The 19,541-nt window shown below is 63.8% G+C and carries 17 protein-coding genes and 1 pseudogene; 10 read left to right on the top strand and 8 right to left on the bottom strand.

Annotated elements, in window-relative coordinates; genetic code table 11:
* Window positions 1-156: 156 nt before the first annotated feature.
* Both V5A38_RS10010 and V5A38_RS10005 read right to left on the bottom strand, forming a co-directional pair.
* Window positions 157-1,866 (bottom strand): GMC family oxidoreductase, encoded by a 1,710-nt coding sequence (locus V5A38_RS10010; protein ID WP_332325620.1) that lies wholly within the window; start codon window positions 1,864-1,866, stop codon window positions 157-159.
* A 6-nt stretch (window positions 1,867-1,872) separates the two neighbouring features.
* Complete coding sequence (locus V5A38_RS10005; protein WP_332325619.1) at window positions 1,873-2,769, bottom strand: hypothetical protein; 897 nt, start codon at window positions 2,767-2,769, stop codon at window positions 1,873-1,875.
* Between the two features lie 218 nt (window positions 2,770-2,987).
* Between V5A38_RS10005 and V5A38_RS10000 the strand changes: the two genes are divergently transcribed.
* Complete coding sequence (locus V5A38_RS10000) at window positions 2,988-3,482, top strand: hypothetical protein (protein ID WP_332325618.1); 495 nt, start codon at window positions 2,988-2,990, stop codon at window positions 3,480-3,482.
* A 188-nt stretch (window positions 3,483-3,670) separates the two neighbouring features.
* The gene (locus V5A38_RS09995; RefSeq protein WP_332325617.1) at window positions 3,671-4,144 is read left to right on the top strand and encodes a hypothetical protein; all 474 of its coding nucleotides are present in this window, start codon (window positions 3,671-3,673) and stop codon (window positions 4,142-4,144) included.
* A gap of 50 nt (window positions 4,145-4,194) precedes the next feature.
* Here the strand turns inward: V5A38_RS09995 and V5A38_RS09990 are convergent, their stop codons facing one another.
* Window positions 4,195-4,854 carry a hypothetical protein gene (locus tag V5A38_RS09990; protein ID WP_332325616.1) on the bottom strand — a complete coding sequence of 220 codons (660 nt, stop codon included), beginning with the start codon at window positions 4,852-4,854 and terminating at the stop codon, window positions 4,195-4,197.
* A gap of 375 nt (window positions 4,855-5,229) precedes the next feature.
* Here V5A38_RS09990 and V5A38_RS09985 point away from each other — a divergent pair, with 375 nt between their 5' ends.
* Window positions 5,230-6,183: a DUF5995 family protein gene (locus V5A38_RS09985; protein WP_332325615.1), complete on the top strand. Its 954-nt coding sequence runs from the start codon at window positions 5,230-5,232 to the stop codon at window positions 6,181-6,183.
* Window positions 6,184-6,243: 60 nt separating this feature from the next.
* A complete protein-coding gene (locus V5A38_RS09980) occupies window positions 6,244-7,275 on the top strand; it encodes a hypothetical protein (RefSeq protein WP_332325614.1) in 1,032 nt (343 codons plus the stop codon).
* Here V5A38_RS09980 and V5A38_RS09975 read toward each other — a convergent pair.
* The 3 genes and pseudogenes from V5A38_RS09975 to V5A38_RS09965 form a co-directional block, all read right to left on the bottom strand.
* Window positions 7,240-7,629, bottom strand: a complete 390-nt coding sequence (locus V5A38_RS09975; protein ID WP_332325613.1) for a TrmO family methyltransferase — start codon at window positions 7,627-7,629, stop codon at window positions 7,240-7,242. The genes V5A38_RS09980 and V5A38_RS09975 overlap by 36 nt on opposite strands.
* 49 nt (window positions 7,630-7,678) lie before the next feature.
* Window positions 7,679-8,299, bottom strand: coding sequence for a universal stress protein (locus tag V5A38_RS09970; protein ID WP_332325612.1), 621 nt, complete (start codon window positions 8,297-8,299; stop codon window positions 7,679-7,681).
* Window positions 8,300-8,664: 365 nt separating this feature from the next.
* A pseudogene (locus tag V5A38_RS09965) lies at window positions 8,665-10,350 on the bottom strand (formate--tetrahydrofolate ligase).
* Between the two features lie 238 nt (window positions 10,351-10,588).
* On the opposite strand from V5A38_RS09965, the gene V5A38_RS09960 reads away from it, so the two are divergent.
* From V5A38_RS09960 to V5A38_RS09950, 3 genes are all read left to right on the top strand, one after another.
* Complete coding sequence (locus V5A38_RS09960; RefSeq protein ID WP_332325611.1) at window positions 10,589-11,038, top strand: universal stress protein; 450 nt, start codon at window positions 10,589-10,591, stop codon at window positions 11,036-11,038.
* A 264-nt stretch (window positions 11,039-11,302) separates the two neighbouring features.
* Window positions 11,303-11,827, top strand: a complete 525-nt coding sequence (locus V5A38_RS09955) for a DoxX family protein (RefSeq protein WP_332325610.1) — start codon at window positions 11,303-11,305, stop codon at window positions 11,825-11,827.
* 13 nt (window positions 11,828-11,840) lie between these two features.
* Window positions 11,841-12,137: a hypothetical protein gene (locus tag V5A38_RS09950; RefSeq protein ID WP_332325609.1), complete on the top strand. Its 297-nt coding sequence runs from the start codon at window positions 11,841-11,843 to the stop codon at window positions 12,135-12,137.
* Between the two features lie 732 nt (window positions 12,138-12,869).
* On the opposite strand, the gene V5A38_RS09945 is transcribed toward V5A38_RS09950, so the two are convergent.
* Entirely contained in the window at window positions 12,870-13,283 is a 414-nt protein-coding gene (locus tag V5A38_RS09945) for a hypothetical protein (RefSeq protein ID WP_332325608.1), read from the bottom strand.
* A 517-nt stretch (window positions 13,284-13,800) separates the two neighbouring features.
* On the opposite strand from V5A38_RS09945, the gene V5A38_RS09940 reads away from it, so the two are divergent.
* Both V5A38_RS09940 and V5A38_RS09935 read left to right on the top strand, forming a co-directional pair.
* Entirely contained in the window at window positions 13,801-14,283 is a 483-nt protein-coding gene (locus V5A38_RS09940; RefSeq protein WP_345786281.1) for a PH domain-containing protein, read from the top strand.
* Between the two features lie 37 nt (window positions 14,284-14,320).
* Complete coding sequence (locus V5A38_RS09935) at window positions 14,321-15,892, top strand: PH domain-containing protein (RefSeq protein WP_332325607.1); 1,572 nt, start codon at window positions 14,321-14,323, stop codon at window positions 15,890-15,892.
* Window positions 15,893-16,761: 869 nt separating this feature from the next.
* Here V5A38_RS09935 and V5A38_RS09930 read toward each other — a convergent pair.
* Window positions 16,762-18,150, bottom strand: a complete 1,389-nt coding sequence (locus V5A38_RS09930; RefSeq protein ID WP_332325606.1) for a hypothetical protein — start codon at window positions 18,148-18,150, stop codon at window positions 16,762-16,764.
* Window positions 18,151-18,246: 96 nt separating this feature from the next.
* On the opposite strand from V5A38_RS09930, the gene V5A38_RS09925 reads away from it, so the two are divergent.
* Window positions 18,247-19,479 (top strand): PQQ-binding-like beta-propeller repeat protein, encoded by a 1,233-nt coding sequence (locus V5A38_RS09925; protein WP_332325605.1) that lies wholly within the window; start codon window positions 18,247-18,249, stop codon window positions 19,477-19,479.
* Window positions 19,480-19,541: the final 62 nt, after the last annotated feature.

Raw genomic sequence — 19,541 nt, 5'->3', positions numbered from 1 at the left:
TGCGACACATCTCGCTCGGGCGGTTCCTGCGGTGTTGGACCGGGTCACGCGTGAAATCGACGATTTCGTCGGGTAACCCAGGGTTCTGAGAGACCATCAGGGAACGGCGACGTTCCCGGCGGAGACAGATGCAGCTGGTCGTCTTCGCTACTCCCCTCAGAAGTACCGCTCGACGATTTTCTCCCCCGTCCGGGCGGCCAGCGCCTGCCCCGTATTCGTCGGGTTCGCGCCGCCGACGCCGTTGGCAAGCGCGGAGTGGTCAGCGACGAACAGCCGGTCGACGTCGTAGGCCTCGCAGGCCTCGTCGACGACCTTGCCCATCCGCATCGTGCTGTGGACGTGCAGAGCGGTCGGCGGGGAGTCGGAGCGGTGGACGTGTTCGGCGCCGGCCTCGCGGAGGATCTCCGCGCTGATGCGCGCGAGTTCGTCGCGGCGGTCCCGGTCGCCCTCGCTGGGCTCGTAGTTGACAATGGGAATAGGCCCGTGTTCGTCGGAGACCGCCGGCGAGACCGTGACGCCATTGCGTTTGTGGGGCCGGTCGTCGCTGACGACGAGAATCTGGAGCATCCGGCGGTAGTCCGACAGCAGCTGCTTGAGTTTCGTCCCCGCCAGTCGCCCCACCGTATCCCACGGCGCGTCGGCCGGGTCGTTCTGGAAGGCGAAGCCGGACGCACTGGCGCCGAACCCCAGAATCGCACCGATGCCCGGCGCGGTGCCGACCGTCTGGAGCATGCCGACGCCGGGGTAATCTAGCCGCGCGGCGATGTCCTGGCCCTGGTGCTGATCGACAGTCGGCTTGCCGATCTGCTCTTCCAGTTCGGCAGCGTCCCAGAGTCCCATCACGTTGTCCCCGAAGTGAATCGTCAACCCCCGGCCAACCCAGCCGTTGTTCGGGAGCTTCGAATTCAGCCAGAGTCGCGGCGTCTCGATGGCCCCCGCGGCGAGGACGACGATCTCGGCCGAAACCGTCTCGGTCCGGCCCGACCACGTGTCTCGGAACGTGACGCCGGTGGCGGTAGGCTCGTCGCCGAGAGATTTCCTGGTTCGGATCTTCGTGGCGAACGCGTTGGGCCGAATCGTCACCGACTCGGTCCGGAGTGCGGCGGGCACGAAGCTCACGTTGCTCGCCCGCTTTGCCTTCTCCTCGTACGGCGCGCCCCGCGGATGGGGGTTGCCGGCGATGTCACCGAGCGCCAGGGTGTCGCCCTCCACCTCGGGGTAGGTGAAGTCGCCATCGTACTCCGCATCGACGTGGAGTGCCTCGTCCGGCTGTCTGATGGCGTTCGGCTGGGGCCGGTATCCCGGCTCGTCGACGTTCAGATCCTCGATCAGCTCCCAGCCCGCCTCGGACGCGCCACGGAAGAACAGTTCCTCCTTGGCAGTCACCGGCGCCGGCGTGACGTCGCACATCTCCTCGATCTCCTGGTAGTAGGGGATCAGGTCGGCGTACTCGATCGGCCAGTGGCCCTGCTCGTCGATCGCTGCCGGATAGGCTCGCGGGTGGCAGCCGGTGTAGTGAAGCGTCGTGCCACCGACCCCTGCACACTGCAGAATCGCTCCGTCACCCGGAAACTTCCGGAACCAGAACCCGCGTTCGTGGTCGGCCGGCCCGAAGACGAGGTTGGTGACCATCTCCAGTTCGCGGGTCGTGAACTGCTCGTCGAGCAGCTCCCCGCACAGGTCGTCGACGCTCGAGGACGCCTCGCCACCGGCGTCCTCGTGGGGTTGTGGCCACTGCTCGTTGCCGTAGAACGGCCCGGCCTCGAGGACCAGCACCGACAGCCCCGCGTCGGCGAGTTTCCACGCCGTGACGGGCCCGTCTCCGCCAGCCCCGACCACGACTGCGTCGTAGCTATTGGCAACCATCTCTCCTCACCCCGAATTCACGGCGAACAGCTCCTCGTAATCGCTCGTATCGTACTCGTTCTCGCGAAACGAGCCGGACTCGTGGCGGATTCGGACGTCGGCCTCCGCATCTATAGTCGTCCACGTTTCACCAGCGCCCAGGGACCCCTCGTTGGAGCCAAGGTAGCCCCGTAGCGCGGCGTAGCCGTTGGCGAACCCCGGGAACCCGGTCTGGTGCCAGCTCTGGACCGCAGCCGGCTCGTTCGGATGCTGCCGCAGGCTCGGCGGCTCGACGAAGTCGTCATACCCCTGCCACTCGCTGTAGTAGATCATCTCGACGAACCCGATCACGAGCTGGCCGACGAGGCCGGCGTCGAGTTCGAAGAGATCGGCCTCGGTAGGCGAGAACGTGAGTTCGAACTCGTCGAGGATGCCCACCGCCCGCAACCGGTCACGGCGCGATAGCTCCGCGAACGGTCCGACGGCGTCCTCGGCCTCTGCAGGTGCCGGATCGTCCGGGCCGAGCAGTGACAGCGCCCGCTCGGTCCTGGGCTCGGCTTCGTTATCCCCCTGCTCTACCAACGATAGCGCCGCCAGATCGAGCGCGTGTGCGATCGGCTCGGCCAGCGGAATGTTCCCTTGCGGCCCGAGATGTGGGAGCCCGAGCTGGAAGCCGTCGTCAACGAAGGTGATGGCGAACTCGTCGAGGCCTATCGCCAGTCCGCCCGGGACATGCTCGGGGCCGAGCTCCTCGGCGAGCACCGGCGTCTCCGGAACGACGGCATCTGCGACAGCACGGAACGTCACTCGCGTGTGCGGTTCGACGTCCGGCCCGAACCCCGCCAGTTCAACGAGTTCTCCCGCAAACCAGGTCACCAGCCGCCGGGCGAAGCCGAGCCACGTTGTCGTGGTTCTTGATAACATGAAACGGGATTGGCGTACGAGAACAAAAAGATATCCCAGAGAACGGTCGCCCAGAACCGGCGTTTTAGCCCATGGGAACCGACGTGACGGCGACCAGTTCGGCCTCGTTCACGAGAAAGTGACAGAGTTCGGGAAAGTGAGTAGGATTATGAGCGATTACACGTTATTTCGATTACCCCTTCGGCTGTGTACCTGTACAGGTGGCCAGGGGACAACTCATGAGCCAATCCACAAACGAGGATACGACGGTAACTGGAACCACCGAGGAAGCGTTGGCACGGAAGAACTGGTTGCTTGTCGTCCTGTTCAGCGCCCTGACCATCGTCGGGGTCGTGCTCTCGACGGGCCTCCTGAATCTCGGATTGGTGGAGGCGTCGGCGCCCTCCGGCGTCGCGGTCCCGTTCTACATCTATCTCTACGCCTCGTTGGGCGCGCTGGGATACATCTTCACGAAGCTGATGATCGACGTCGAGTCGTACGATCAGACGACGGAGATCGGCCGTCTCATCGAACTGGGGATGCGCATCCCCCTCGCCTGGGTGCTCGGCGCCGGCACGTATCTCCTCGCGAACCCGTTACTGGGGAGCGCTGCCCCGACCTCGAGTCAGTTCACGGCTGGCTTCGCGTTTCTCGTGGGACTCTACGTAAACGTCGCCATGAAGTCCCTCGGGGACCTCGCTGACCGTCTCCTCGGCCGGGGAGAACGGTCCTGACTGGTTCCGTCGGATATCGTTGATCACTACTCGAGACCGGTCGCCGGTCCGACGTACTGCTAAATAGTTCGAAACCTCATGGTACCTATGCACATGCCAGCTCCGTTGTCCCGCGCGCAACCTGCCTCCTCGGCAAGAACCGGTCGCGCACGAACCGAGAGAGGCGCTCCCAAGTCGAGGTGGACTCGATGAGTCTCTGGGACGTCGTCCGCATCCCCTTCGACTCCGTCCGGAACGGATTTCGCGAGTTTCGCAAGGCGCTGTTCACCGCCTCTCGACCATCGGGCGAGTACTACGTCGTCGACGAGTCCGTCGAAGGCATGGAGGAACTCCTCGGCGGATACAGTTTCGCGCCGAACTGGGAGTTCTCGTACTACGAACGGGGTGAGGTGCTGAACCTCGCCCGCGTCGTCCACGAACGTCACACTGTCGAGGAGGAGACCCATCACTGGTGGCAGACCCACGTCCGGGGGTGGCAGAACGACGCGGGACAGCTCGAACTCCACGCGCACTGGGAGCTCGAACCGACCGAGAACGGCAACGCCCACATCGACGGCGTCGGCTTCGACTTCGACCGAGGGATGCGAAACCTGGAGTCGTATCTCAAACAGGCTGGAGTCGAGTACGAGACGACGACGGTCGACACCGGCAGTTCCCACTAGGCGGGCGGCTGTTGTCGGACCCCCACGATTCTACCCTCACCCAGCCGGGGTCATTCAACGACTGGACTCACCACCCCTGCGACCGATTTCCGAACCCACGACCAGACCACGTAGACTGCCAGAACCGCCATCCCCAGGGCGATAGCACGCACCAGCACCGACGGCCGCCGGGGCGGTCGCCATCTGTTCGGGACTTCCTCGCGCCAGGTGGCATCGCTGGCGTCGACGTACGCTTCGACGCTGTCGTGGTCGACCACCTCGAAGGCGGCCGACCCAGCATAGTCGACGGGGGCAAGCAGCGCCTGCAGGAGGTCGACGAACCGGTTCGCCGCCGCAGCCGACTCCCACTCGTACAGTTCGAGGAACTCACCCGGGCGTTCACCCGCTAGCCAGAGCTTGCGACGGAACCCGGGCAGCCCGACGAAGAAGGGCGTCGCGACGTTCGCGACCGGGTCGAACAGCAGGTCCCGAAGCGGCCCCCGGGCCGCCGGGTCGGTCACCTCCATCCTGAAGAGGAGGACGACCCCGTCATTGGCTGTCTCGACGGCCGGTTGCAGAACCGTCTCCCGATAGACCACGAACGTCGTCCCATCAGCCGTCTCGAGGGCCTGCCCCACTCTGTTCTCTGGAACCCTTACGTCACCGTTGAGCAGGAGCTGGACGGACCGCAGCGCGGCGAGACAGAGCGTCCAGGCGACTCGGAGCTTCATACGCCGGTCCCCGGAAGCTGCGTGGGCGTCCGGATGGCGCTTCGCTGGCGGTTTGAACGCGGGACAGTCCTGAGGCTGGTTCGTTGATGCATGACCTACGTTTGGTAACATCCACCAAGAATCTTGTCCGCTGTCTCAGCGAAACGGCCGAGAATCACGTCGATACTGCGGGTCGACCAACCCGGGAACGTCTCAGGAGCGAAGAGGTCAGACGCCCCAGCAGCATGCGCAGCCGGTCGTATCACCCTCATGATTTTTATGCTGTCTTTTCCTGTACTATCGTACGATTCCCCGAAACCACGGCCTCAACATGCCCCAGAGTAGGAGACGCGGAGCACGGCCGGCGGTCAGCCACCCCCCATTCCTGAGACCGAGATGAGTCACAGACACCCCCTCCTCCTGAACGGGACCGAGCTCCGGGCCATCGGGCATCGGTATCGGAGCGCGGGGGCGGTGGACGGCGAAGATGGTCGTCGACGACAGCGAAACCGTGCCGAGGGCTGGCTCGACCTGGTCAACGCTCCGTTCGAGTCCGTCGACGAGACGCTCGAGCGCCTGCGCGAGGTGGAAGGGGTCTTTCGGACCGCGGACGACCGCCGGTCGGTGTTTCTCACCGTCTATACGCAGATGACGACGGCGGTCCGCGACGGCGTCGAATCCGGGTTCTTCGACGATCCGGCGTGGGTCAGACGGTATCTGGTCGCATTCGCAAACGAGTATCGAACGGCCCTGGTCCGGTACGAACGCGAGCAGCGACAGCGGGTCCCGGCACCGTGGCGGCTGGCGTTCGACTCGTCCCTGGGTGGGTCGACGCTCGTGCTACAGGACGCGCTGTTGGGCGTGAACGCCCACATCACCTACGACCTCACCTACACGCTGGAACAGATCGATATCACCCGGAACCGGCGGAGCAAACTCCGTGATCACAATCGAATCAACGAGATACTCGAACGGCTCGTCGACGCGGTGCAGGACGCTCTCGTCTCGATCTACTCGGCCGACACCGTCGACGACCTGGATTCGCTGTTCGGCTCGTTCGACGAGTCGCTGGCGTATTACGGGCTGAAGGAGGGGCGTCGATTCGCGTGGCAGAACGCCGTGCTCTTGACGGACTACGGCTGGCCACTGCTCTCCCGCTACGTCGACTGGCGCGTCCGGAGCGTCTCGACGGGAGCCGCCAACGTCATCCTCGCCCCGACGCTCGACCGGTCGCGCTCCCGGCAGGTCCCGGTCGGTGACGCTGCCACCTCCTCGCTCGAGGAGTTCCAGACAGCGTTCCAGCAACGAATCCCTGCGGGCGACCCCGCGACGTGGACGAGATCTGGGTGATTAGCCGATTCAGCGACCCGTACTGACGACGAGGACGCGACACCGGAGACTGACGACTCAGTGACGGCGTCGAAGGAGGGCTCGGCGCCGCTGGCCGACGAGACCGATTTTCACGAGTACCGAACCTGGATCGACCACCTCGTCGGCGACTCGTCAGCGCAGGAGGTGGGACTCAGAGCCCTCGGGTTCAGTGTCGGTATCTTCGGCCTCGGATTCCTCATCGCCCTCGCTGGCGACGCCGGCTCCGCGTATCTCCAGTCGGCGTCGCCGTATCTCATCGGAATCGGCATTCTGCTCACGACGCTCAGTTACGCGTGGGGCTCGCGGAAGCTGCTCTCGCTGTGGCCGCGAGTCAGGGATGCGTTCGCGACGAGCGACGAGGCCTACGATGCCCTCGTTCGGAACGGACTCGAGAGAGTGTACAACGACCGCGCGATACTCACCGAGTTCGGCCTGCTCGCCGTCGTCATCCTCTCACTCCAGTTCGTCGTCCCGATACCCGCCGCCGTCCAGGTCGGGTTTGCCCCGGTCGCCGAGGTCATGGGCACGACAGTGCGATACGGCGACGTAATCAATCACCTCTTCGGCATCGTCGCCCTGCTGTACGCCGTCACGGGGGTTCACATGGCAGTGACGACGCTCCACCTGCTCTATCGGGTCACGCTGTTGCCGCTGGAGCCGCCTCGAACGGCGGCCAGCGAACTCGAGGCGTTCGCGGACTTCAGTGCCATGGCCGCCTCGTTGTGGTTCCTGATCGTCGTGTTGATCGTGGTCGTCTACCAGTCCGTCTTCGAGTATCTGTTCGAAATCGGCGAGGCGTTCGGAGTGGGCTTCTGGATTATCGGGGCGGTCGCGATGGTCCTGCTGGTCGGTCTCGCCATCTTCCTCGTCCCGCAGGTCGCGATCCACTCGGCGCTGGTCAGGCGCAAACGCGAACGGCTCCGCGAGATCGACGAGGAACTTGATTCCTTCCTGAACTCGTTGCGTGACGGCGACAGCAGCCCCGACGAACTGTCCATGGCCCTGCCACGGCCCCTACGCGATGCAGCGACCGCCTCAGTGTATCGGGGCCTTCAGATCGAGGACCGGTGACTCGTCGAGCATGTCGACGCCGACGAGGTCGATGCGTCGACGGTCGTCGCTGATCGCACGGACCGTACAGCGGGTGACGCAGATTGGATTCGGTCGCGCAGGCGACCGCGTCGTGAACACGCCCCGGCCGCGGGCCTCGAGTACGTCCCTGTCGGCTCGGTCTGCGACCCAGATGACGTCGAGTTCGGTACCTGGTTCGAGTCCGACGATGCCGGCAGTGTACTCCTCGGCGAGCACGACTGTTCCGCGGTCCGCCTCGCTCCCTCCCTGCCGCGGCGCTTCGTCGCTGTCGTCGAACGGCGTGTGGACCACACCGATCGGGCGGAACTCGAAGGTTCTTGGGTGAGTGGACACGGTCAACACCTCCGGCGGCGGCCAGTGTCCATTTCCTGTTCAGAGCCGGTCATCGGATCTTGACGATTCGCGCTTCGCCCGACGCGCTGTTGATGTGGACGTTGTACTCCCCCTGGTCGTCCTCCGCGGCGACGACCCACGTCGTTCGCTGTCGGGACGGGGAGCCCACGTCGGCGCTTTCGTGACCAGCGCTTTCCAGAGCGTGCTCAGCGTGCACCTGCGCCTGTTGCGGCGACGTCACCCAGTCCTTCTCCGTCGGTTGGCTGACGGTCATCACGGGGACGCTGGCGCTCCGGACCACCTCCTCGGCGACGCTCCCGAACACGACGCGAGGGAGGCCAGTCCGTCCCCGGGTGCCCATGACAACCAGGTCGACGGCTTCCTCTGCGGCGGTTTCGACGATGGTGGCGGCAGGTTGTCCACCTCGAACGTCCGTCTCCACGCTGACGCCCCGCTCCCCCGCGCGTTGCTCGAGATACTCGAACGCCGGTGCGACCTGCTCCGGATACTCGCCGGTCGGCTCGCCAGCAGTCGTCGTGCCCGACCCGACCCCGGTGACGTAGAGCAACTGGACGGCCGCCTCACCCCGCTGTGCCAGGTCGAGGGCGTGGCGACCGGCGGCCTTCGATTCACTGCTCCCGTCGCAGGGGACCAGAATATGGTGATACATGGGAACCTCCACTGGGAACCTAGGTGAAGCGGTCACAAAGTCCACCCTGCCGATTCCAGTTTCGTGAGAACGATGTGATACACACTTGGCGAGACCGGCAGCAGGTCAAGCGCCATCACGTTTTCAGCTGTTGGGAAGCACGCTGCAGTATTGGAGGGTCCCGCCGCGGAGTTCGGGACGAGCGGCGCGTCGACAGCGCCGTGATATTATCAAAAAAAAAATGACTCCGTCGTCCGTGACAGAGACGAGGAACCTGATAGTGATTACTGCGAATAGGGTCATCGACGGTGTCGAACGCCGCCGGTTCAGGGGCTCCCATCACCGACGCGGATGGTCACGGCGGGACAGACTCGCAGTAATCACTATTAGAACAGTCCGTGGACGTTCCCGTCCTCGTCGACGTCGATGTGGGCGGCCGAGGGGTCCGACGGCAGCCCCGGCATCGTCAACACGTCGCCGGTCAGTGCTACCACGAAGCCCGCGCCGGCTGACGGGGAGAGTTCGGTGACGGTCAGCGTCCAGTCCTCGGGAACGCCCACCTTCCCGGGGTCATCAGACAGTGAACTGGGTGTCTTGGAGATACAGACGGGCATGTCGTCCATCCCCAGTGACTCGATGCGCTCGATGTCGTCACTGGCCTGGGACGTGTACTCGACGTCAGCCGCGCCGTAGACCTGCGTGGCGACGGCGCGAATCTTCTCGCGGAGTGACGAGTCGAGATCGTACACCCGCTGGAGCTCCGTTCCGTCCGCCTCGATCTGCTCTTGGACATGGCGAGCGATGTCGACGCCACCCTCGCCCCCCTCGGCGTGGAGTGTCGAGACGGCGGCGGGAACGTCCCGTTGCTCGCAGTGGTCCAGGATCTCCTGAATCTCCGCGTCCGTGTGGTCCGGGAAGCGGTTGACGGCGACGACAACCGGCAGCCCCATCGAGCGGAGGACGTCGACGTGGTGGTCGAGGTTCGCGAAGCCTGCACGGATCGCAGCTATCGAATCCGTCTCACCCTCAACGTACCCACCGTGTTTCTTCAGGGCGTCGACGGTCGCCACGATGACTGTCGCGTCAGGTTCGACGCCCTCTCTGGAGACGATGTCGACGAACTTCTCGGCGCCGAGGTCGGCGCCGAACCCGGCTTCGGTGACGGTGTAGTCCGCGAGACGGAGTCCGAGGTGGTCAGCAAGCACGGAGTTCGTCCCCGTGGCGATGTTGGCGAAGGGACCGCCGTGGACGAACGCGGGCGTCCCCTCGATGGTCTGGACGAGATTCGGTCGCAGGGCGTCTTTCAGCAGGGCCGTGACGGAGCCGGCGGCGTCGAGATCGGCAACGGTCACGGGGTCACCATCGGTGTCGTAGGCGACGATGCAGCGACTCACCCGCTCGCGAAGGTCGCTCACGTCGGTCGCCAGGCAGAGCACCGCCATCAGCTCGGAGGCGGCGGTGATGGAGAACCGTTCCTCTCTTGGTGGGCCGCTGACTGGCCCGCCGAGACCGACGACGTTCTCCCGGAGCGCACGGTCGTTCATGTCCAGCACGCGCGGCCAGACGACCAGGTCGGGATCGATCTCGAGTTCGTCGCCGTGGTGTCGGTGGGCGTCGAGCATCGCCGAGATGAGATTGTGCGCCGACGTCACGGCGTGGATGTCGCCCGTAAAGTGGAGGTTGATCGCCTCCATGGGCAGGACCTGACTGTACCCGCCGCCCGCGGCCCCGCCCTTGATACCGAAGACCGGGCCGAGAGAGGGCTCGCGGACGGCGACGACGCTGCTCTCACCGAGTTGGCCGAACGCCTATCCGAGACCGACCGTCGTGACGGTCTTGCCCGCGCCGCGCCTGGTCGGCGTCATCGCGGTCACGAGAACCAGGTTCCCCTCAGTTGGCTGCTCCAACTCTCGATCGATCGCGTCCCATTTCAGTTTCGCGACCTCGTCACCATGGTGTTCGAGGTCGGCGGCGGCCAGTCCCATGTCTGTGGCGACTGACTCGATAGCTCTCCGATCTACGTTCCGAGCGATTTCGATGTCCGAAAGCATCGTCTCAGCTTGTTGTGTCATGAGTATAGATAACTATCGGGCGCGGGCCGGGCAAAAGTAATAAGGCAATTCTCAACAACTGACGATTCTTCGCTGGACGCATTGCACCACTCATCCGTAGCCACCCGTCGCGCCGTTCGTGGGCGATACTCGTGCCTGTCGAGGGTCGCCCTCCGGCCGTCATTCAGCCCAGTGGGTGGTTCCAACGAGTCGGGAATCCACGTAACTGTTCAAATACTCGGCGAACGGAGTTGAGGATATGAACATCCTTGTCGCGGTTGACGGGTCGAAAACGTCCGAGAACGCGCTTGCCCACGCGATCGAGATCGCCGAAGGGATGAGCGGCAGCATTACGGTCGTCAACGCTGTCGATCCCACGGTCGGTCAGGTGAGCGGGAACAAGGCCATCTCCTCGCTTACGGACGCCGACGAACGGCTGATCCTGGAGGGTGTCGAAGACGCTGAGCAGCGGGGGATGGATATCCTCGACGATGCGGCCGAGCATGCCCGAGTGCTGGGCTTCGAGGTGGAGCAGACGCTGTTGTACGGGCCGCCGGCAGAGACCATCGCCGACTTCGCCGAGTCGGACGGGTTCGACGCCATCTTCGCCGGCCATCGCGGACGGTCGGAGAAGGTGGAACGCTTCCTTGGGAGCGTCGCGAAGAAGCTCGTTGAACGGTCGACCGTGCCTGTTACCGTCGTCCGCTAAAACGGTTTCACGGGGGCGGTTCAGAATGGCTGGGATTACGCGGGGTCCCAGCCGCCGGGTGAGGTGAAGATGTTCTCAGTTCGGGCGCGGGCCCTGGCTGAGACCGGATAGGTGTGTGGGTTGTCAATTTGGATCTACCGGGCCGATGACCCATCCTGTACTCCAGGCGCATAGATCGGGATCTTCTCTGTGTTTTTCAACATTTAGGAATCGGGTTCTGGTTATACGTGGGTGCCAGCCGGAGTCCCAGTTGAGGCTAAGACGATGTCCACTAACACAGCCAACCCACTTGCGGCCGACTTCGAGCTCAGCCTCGATAGGCCACTGACGGCGTACTGGCTGGCGATCCTACGGGTCGTCACCGGCTGGTGGTTCTTCCACGCCGGATTCACGAAACTCTTGGAGGACGGCCTGGCGTACAGCTACGGGCCGATGTATCTCAAGGGGATGACCGGCACCGTGCTGGGGCCGATCCCGGTGTGGATGGGCAACAACCTGGCCTGGCTCATCGAGCCGGGAGTTCCGCTGTTCGAGACGCTGATCGGGCTGGCCCTCATCTTCGGGGTCCTGACGAGACTCGCCTCCGTGGGCGGGATCTTCTTCATGACCCTGTTCTGGATCGGCAACGCGGGCTTCGGGCACGGCCTGGTCAACGGGGACCTGATGGGACTGATGCTGTTCGCGACCGTGATCGTCGTCGGTGCGGGACGGTACTACGGCCTTGACGGCTACCTCGAACAGACGGAGTTCGTGAAGCAACGCCCACGACTACGATACCTGCTCGGCTAAGGAGGTTACTACTATGCAATCCAACATCAACACGATCGACAAGGCGGCGATGCTAGTCAGCGGCGGGCTGATACTGCTCGGTATCGTTGTCCTCGGCCTGGTAGAAACGCTCGCCGGTAAGCCGTACGGTGCGGCGCCGATGGTAAACGACGCGGGAGAAGTGGTCGCGACGCCGCTGATCGACCCAGCGCTCCGGACGGGACTCGTCATCCTCGGACTGATGGTGCTGCTGCTGTGGGGACTCTACCGCTACACTCTGACGCCGATGGGCGAAGCGGAGCCGTCCGCGGCCGAGATGCCCGCAGACTGAGTGATCGGTTCGAACCCATCTCCGGATTTTTCACGAGCCTAAAGACACGTAGTCCACGGGTCGCCAGCCAAGGAACGTATCCTCGTCTACAACACCGTCGGGCGACGCATCGTGGCTATCGACGGTTCGAACTGTTCCTCGCTTGCGTACCTGTTCTCTACGGAGGCTATCGCCTGGTGGCCGAACGTGCACGCCATCTCTTCTACCCGACGACGTTCGGCCCCGTCGGCACAGGCTCCTCGACGAGTTCGACGTCCTCACAGGTCGGGCGTTCTGTCAGTTCTGCCCGCTTCTTGTCGTGGTCCTGGGTGTGTCGGTCTTCGGCGATATCGGTTTCCGAGATTGGCCTCGCCGGGCACGTCCTGGAGCCCTTCGGCGTTCGCTGTCATAGCTTTCGTGTTCCGAATCGTCTCTCATAGTGATTACTGCGAGTCTGTCCCGCCGTGACCATCCGCGTCGGTGATGGGAGCCCCTGAACCGGCGGCTTTCGACACCGTCGATGACACTATTCGCAGTAATCACTATCAGGCCTCCAGAACAGTATCTCCCGCTTCGCCGTGGCCGAGTGTCGGCTGAGTGCCGGTGAGAGCGATTGGCTCCGGACGACGGAGCAGGCAACCGGGAGTGTCGGTGTGCGGACTCCCGTCGCGGTGCCTGGAGCGGTCATCGCTACCTGGACCGACTCGAAGAACCGCGTAAGTGACCGTCTCCGCCTGTCTCGGAGCGTCGGACTCACCTGATCTGTCGACTGACGTGGAACACGTATTTGGAGTCCTCGACCCACTCGTCGACGCTCTTGTCCCAAATCGTCCCGGACGAGTAGACCCGCTCTTCGTCGAAGGCGATGGCGTGTCTCGGCCAGGGGTACGGTGATTCCCAACAGAACGCGAGTCCGACTCCCTCTCGCCCCTGAGCGATCGCCCAGGAGACCGCGACCAGGGCGTAATCTTCACAGTCGCCAGTCCCTGTCGTGACGGTGTCTTGTGGTCGGCGTGCGAAATCACCGAAGCCGTTCCATGGGTCTTCCGTCCATTCGTAGTTCATCTGTGACCACTGCTCCAGATCGAAATCGGCCCAGAAATCCGCCGAGTCCACGTACTGCTCGGGCGCGATATATGTAAGCGGCGTCCATCGGGTAAGCTCCATGAATCGTTGTATTAGTGTACTCGTCTGATAGCGTTGTCGCCGGCTCCCGTCCAGAACGGGTCGAAGTCCCGATTTCGACGTATTTGATCACTGCTTGCCGGTGGGTGAACTGGGACAGGGGTAGCTATTTCTGTTCCAGTATCAGGGTCTCCAGCTGCTCGAGGTGGGGCGGTGAGTCGGATTGCGGGCAATCACTCTCCCACGCAGGGAGCCCTCCTGAAACTCAGGGTCTCTGGAACAGCCACACGGAGAAGAATATGCATTGTCGACAGGAGAGGCTATTCGGTCGCCGAGGGCCTCCGCTGGCAGTACGATTAAGCCGCAGTTGGTCTATTATTCTGTTATGAGCGATCCCCCCGACGACATCGCGGCGGACGACACTTCGTCAGCCACTGCGGAGACGTCGGCGCCATCCACCGGTGAACCTGACACCGATACTGCCACGAGTGGCGAGACGCCGAAAGCCGTCGCGGCAACCGCGGGGATCGACGACGACGTTCTCGATGTGCCGCGGGATCTGGCATCGACCGTCCGCCTGCAGTGGATCGTCCGGTCTGTTGTCGGGGCCGGGTTCATCGGCGCTATCGCTGCCGGTATCACCTCCGTCATCGGCGCCGTAACGACGATGCTCTCCGGAGGGATACGGACTCCCGCGACGGTCGGGGGGGCGGTGTTCGGGCTGGTTGTCCTCCTGGGCATCGTTCGAGCCGTGCTGTTGTATCGCTCGTGGACGTACGTCGTCCGTCCCGACTCGCTGTACCTGAGTCGTGGCGTGTTCACCCGCGTGCGGACGGTCGTTCCGTACGTCCGCGTCCAGCACGTCGATACGAGGCGGAGTCCACTGGAGCGACTGCTCGGACTCTCGACACTCGTCGTCTACACTGCGGGGTCGCGCGGTGCCGACGTGCGTATTCCGGGGCTGACGCCCGGGGGTGCGTCGACGCTGCAGCAACGCCTCGAGCGCCTCGCCATCGAATCCGAGGAGGCCGATGCCGTATGACCGATAGCTGGAGCCGACCACGACCGGGGAGCCAGCCATGCCCGGGGGGCCGGCCATGACCACCGACTCGCTCACGGAGCAGGCGTTCCACCTCCACCCCCTGTCGGTACCGTATCGCGTGATCAAGCAGGGGCTGGGGATCGTCTTCCTCCTACTGTTTCTCAGTGGGCCCGTCTTCGGTGCTGTCGCGAGCGTTCTCGGCATCCCGCTCGCCATCGCGCTCGGACTCGCAGTAGTGGTGGCAATCGTCGGCTACGGCATCGCCTACTACCGCCGCTTCGAGTACGAACTCACGCCCGACACGTTCGATATCCGGTCCGGCGTCTTTGCCAGGCGCGACCGGGAGATTCCGCTCCACCGGATACAGAACGTCGACATCAGCCGGAACGTCATCCAGCGCGCGCTCGGCCTCGCCGAGGTTCGACTCGAAACCGCCGGTGCGAGCGGCGCCGAGGCCCAACTCAAGTACGTCGGTGGGGACCGAGCGAGCCAGCTCCAGCGGGAGATCAGCCGGTTGCGCCGCTCGGCGGACGACCAACGTGCTGGGGAGGAACAGTTCGAGACCGTCTTCCAGATAACCGAACGCGAGTTGGGGCTCCTCGCCTTGGTATCGGCCGACGCCCAGCTCATGCCGATTCTGTTTCTCGCCGCCTCCGTGTTCGTTCCAGCAGTAGGATCCCTCTCCGGCAGCGAGTGGGTCTTCTTCGGCACCGAGGCACTCAGCGGGATGTTCGGACCACTCGTGACGCTCGGCGGTCTGATCGCCATCGGTCTCGCCTACGGCGTGATCAACGCCGCGATGTACTACGGATTCACGCTCGACCGGGCCCCCGAGGAGCTGCGCTACGAGCGCGGCCTCCTGCAGAAGTACAGCGGGACGATCCCGCTGTCGAAGATCCAGTCGCTCACGATCAGGGAGAACGTGCTCGAGCGGGCGCTGGGTTACGCCTCGCTGGAAATCGAGACGGCCGGGCAGGGTGGTGGTGAGCGGGACCAGGGAACAACGCAATCGGCGATCCCGCTCGCGGAGCGACATCGCGTGTTCGAACTCACTAACTCGATTGAGGCTGTCGGGGATATGCGCTTCGAACGCCCCCCGAAACGGGCGCGCCAGCGCTACGCGGTGCGCTACGCAGCCGTCGTCGGAGCTGTCACCGGACTGCTTTATCTCGTCCAGGGTGTGTTCGGACGCCCGCTCTACTGGTGGGCGCCGCTTGGACTGCTCGTAGTTGTTCCACTCGCCGCCCATCTGAAATGGAAACACCGTGGCTACTTCGCCGGCGAGAACCACATCGTGACACGAAACGGCTTCTGGGTGCGACAGCTGAAGGTCGTCCCCTACTACCGGGTGCAGACGGTGCTGAGTTCCGAAACCATCTTCCAGCGCCGTCGGCACCTCGGTACGGTGACGATCGATACCGCAGGGGCGCGCAGCCTCATCGGCACGGACGCGAGGGCGGCGGACATCGCCAGAGAAACGACCGAGCAGCTCCGCGAACAGGTCGCCGAGGAGTTGTACGAGTCGCTCCGTCGACGGTCGGATTCCGGAACACCCGAACGTGGGGATGGAGCCGGCCGAGACGCTGCTCTCACTGGAACGGAGTTGTGAACTCGCGCACAGCGCCGCAGGGCTCGGGTGCGGACACGGTAACAGCGGGCCGCCACGGCTCGCACTCAACAAGGACGAGCACCGATTGACCGAAACTTCCGAATCCCCGAGCGCAGCGAGTTGAGCGATGAACGTCCCAGTTCAGCCTTCCGACAGTGACGAGCCCAGCGGATACCGGTGTGAATCGTGGTGGGACCCAGAGCGGCACGGAACAAAAACGCAGTGAGGCCCCAACTCAGTTCGTCAGCCAGCGGCGTTCGTCGATCCAGGCTACAACACAGAACGGAAGTTTCCGATAGTGTGGCTGCAGCGATGACGGGTCGGCATCGCCAGCGTTCGGCGCCTGGTGAAAACCCGTCGCGGGTTAGTCGGTTTCGGGTGACGGTCCCACCGGCACTGGCCGTGTCAGTCCCGTCGCTGCGCGTTTCGCGGGGGTAGACTGAGTAGTCGGTCGTGACGAACCAGCGGATATCGACTCGAAAAACCGGTGGCAGCCTACTGGAGCCCGGTTCCGCTACGGGTGGGTTAGGCGGCCACCACCGCACCGGCGTCCGGGGCCGGTGCGGTGTCGGAGACCGTCCTGCTGATAGTGATTACTGCGAGTCTGTCCCGCCGTGACCATCCGTGTCGGTGATGGGAGCCCCTGAACCGGCGGCGTTCGACACCGTCGATGCACCGATTCGCAGTAATCACTATGAGTGCACGCCGATGCAGCCCGCAGTTCACCGGTTCCCAACGGGCCGTGACCGAGCAGTCGACGCTGCCTGTTGGTCGGCTGGGACTCGGGGAATCGGTCGGGTAGTTCGGCCAGTGAGGGCAGTTCGGGAAACGGGCCGAAGACGGACTGCACCGTCGCAGTTCCCAGCGGCTCAGGTCACGATCGGCCGGGAGATAATCCACAGCGAAAGCACCGTGTATCCAATCATGAGCGCCACGAACGGGATATGGGCTCTGCGTGCCTGTCGCGGACTCTCGTACCGCTCGAGGGCCACATAATGGGCGGCGATTACCGCGACGAGATGGCCGGCGACGATGAGAACGACCTGGGACCACCAGAACGTGCCTACTGAGACCCAGCCGAGTAACTCGATGGCCGGCCCGCGGCCCAGTCCGAAGAACGCCCTGAGGGCTCCAGCTGATTGTCCCACGTTTCCGAGGATGAACGGGTAGTTATGGGCGATTTCGTAGGCAACCGCGATCGGGAGAATCGTCGGGACAAACTGAACTGCCACCCGCTGGCCCCCCGAAAGCGATCCTCGGCCGACCCGGTCTGTTAGCGCGGCCGTCAGCAAAAACACCGCGACGAATCCGACAAACCCTGTGAGATACAGGAGCACACCGGTACTCGAGGCAGTCCCAACCACGTCCTGGACAGCGAACCGAACGGTCTGGTATTCGGGCGTGCTGGTGAAGCCATCGAAACTCACCGTGTAGACCGTCGCGACGACGAACGCAGTAACTGCAAGCCCTTCGACAGCCTGTGTACACCGCTGCCACGGCGGACGAAGGCCGACTCGGTAGCCACCTTCCTCTGTCCGTGTCACTGCGACCGGCCCAACACGACCAAACAGCCGATAGAGAACAGCGAGGGCGTCGGCGTTTCGGAACCAGGCTGGACCGAACGCTAACCCGCCACCGAGCATCACCAGCGTATAGCTGACCAGAAGCAACGCAGTGCCAGTCGGCGAGCGCGGGATTGCGGTGAGGTTTTCGCCGATACCGATCCACAGACCGTAGGCAGCGAGCGCCGGCCAAACGCCGAATCGAGACGGATAGTCGCCCAACAGGGCGATCCGGCTTCCCTCTACCCGTACCAGCCCGTCATAGAGCGACTGCCAGGGCGAGAGAACGCGCCAGGGGCTGCCGATGAGTGCTGCGAGGACTGCAACGCCTTTCAGCCAGACTGCCCAGGTGAACACTGTGGCGAAGTTCTCCGCCTGAACCTGTCGTCCGAGTAGTCCAGTCGCAACCGTGAGAACGAACGCAAGAGCAAATACCGTGCGCGCAGTCGCCCGGAGTCCGGCGGCCGTCGTTGGGGAGACGGGTAGCTGTACGTTTGGGACTCGCTCTCCTGTCGGTTGTTCGACGGTGAACGCCAGGAGAATCGCCGTCAGAGCGACCGTTACCCCTGCCCCCCCGAACAGAAGGGAGAGCGGAAGTGGTGCCTCGAACCGACTGCCGAGCTGGTGGGCGCTCACGGCACGCGGAACAGTGCCAACAGCGACCAAGGCGACACCGATACGGTGAAAAGCGCCCATTACTCCCTACTTCGGAGTCGTCCTCTTAGCCTCCATGGTTTCAGATGAGAGCGGGGTGTAGACGCGTTTTTATCCGCGCAGCCAAAATCATCGTCAATGCGAATCGCGACTGGGATACTCGTCGTGATTCTTCTCGGGTCGGTAACTACTGCTGGGGTCTACGGTGGAACAGTCCTCATGGACAGTGGGACACTCACGGAACAGTGGATATCTGACACCGCCAGAGAGATGCAGTCGAATCACCACCCGGTCGCGACGGCGGAAACCGAGAACGGGACGATACTCGTCGCACCAATTAACGAGTTGAACGCAGCGCAGGGACTCACGGAGAGTTCCTGTTCACTTGTCCGGCTAAATTCGTCGTCAGGGGGCACAGAGTGGCGGGCGAGCCTGCCAGATGAGCGCTGTAACAATCACGCAATAACCGGTCCGACGATCGCCGATATCGACGAGGACGGCGGCGCTGAGGTCATTGTCGCCACGAGCGATCAGACACTGAACGTGTATGATGCTGCGACGGGTGGCCTCGAATGGCGTCACCCGACAACAGCGTTGGGGTACAGCGAGCCGGCGGTCGCGGAGCTGTTTCCGGCACCCGGGAAAGAGATCGTGGTCGCAGATATGCGAGGGAACGTGTCGGTGGTCTACGCAAACGGGTCGACGGCATGGAGACGGAATCACTCGATGTCGACGTGGGCGAACCCACAGGTAGGGGATTTCGATGGCGACAGTCGTGAGGAAATCGCGATTGGAACCGCTCGATCGCTATCCGTCTACGAGGCAGACGGTGAGCTCGCTTGGCGGCGGAACGCCACGATAACGGAGCTGAGCACGGGGCAAGCCGACGAGGACCCCCAGCCGGAGTTGTTTATCGGGGGACGAACAATGGTAGGCGCGATCGACGGGGGCGACGGCGAGCTCATCTGGTCGAAGGAGATCAGCAACGCCGACGTTCACCCGGTCGACGATGGGGACGGTGACGGAACTCAGGAGCTGTATCTCACTGTCAGCGGTGGAGCAGTTCGTGCCCTCGACGGGACAGACGGAACCGAGGAGTGGTCGACGCAACTCCCGGGGGAGAACCAACTGATGCCCCCAGCCTCGATGGGCGATCTCGACGGGAACGGGCAGGCAGAACTGGTCATCGGGACCCAGGAGGGCGTCATATACGTTCTTGACCCAGCCACTGGTACGCAACTCGCGACGTACGAGCGCGACGTTCCGATCTACACGTATCCTGCCATTGCCGATATCGACGAGGACGGCAGCGATGAACTGCTCGTCATGTACGGTGACGGGCGCGTCGTTGCCCTATCCTTCGAGCGCTGAGCGGGTAATAACTGGAGCGAGGAGGGAACAGTGGCGCCGGGGACGGTCTCACTCGGTGGTCG

This window comes from Halolamina sp. (assembly GCF_036626355.1).
GTDB lineage: Archaea > Halobacteriota > Halobacteria > Halobacteriales > Haloferacaceae > Halolamina.
This window is presented reverse-complemented; position numbering and strand designations above follow the sequence as displayed.